Source organism: Paenibacillus apis (assembly GCF_018333295.1).
In the GTDB taxonomy this organism is placed as follows: Bacteria; Bacillota; Bacilli; order Paenibacillales; family Paenibacillaceae; genus Fontibacillus; species Fontibacillus antibioticophila.
Map to the genome: position 1 here is coordinate 1 of NZ_BORS01000091.1, position 243 is coordinate 243.

Consider the following 243-nt stretch of genomic DNA (forward strand, 5'->3'; position numbering starts at 1 on the left):
TGCAGCTTAAAATCAGTTCAGGAAGTCTTGCTCCCTGAAAACTGGATACGAAATAGAATCTGTGAATTAGCCCTTACTCAGTTCCGGGGTCCCCGAAAAGTAATCGGAATTACCTTCGAAGCCTTACGTCACTTTTTGGGGTGGATTTGGATAAGCCCTCGACCGATTAGTACCTGTCAGCTCCATACATTGCTGCACTTCCACCTCAGGCCTATCAACCTCGTCGTCTTCAAGGGGTCTTAC

At 47.3% G+C, this 243-nt stretch carries 1 rRNA gene; it reads right to left on the reverse strand.

The annotated features are described in order from the left end of the window. Positions 1 to 146 precede the first annotated feature (146 nt). Positions 147 to 243 (reverse strand): 23S ribosomal RNA (locus KI362_RS25450); the annotation flags it as partial.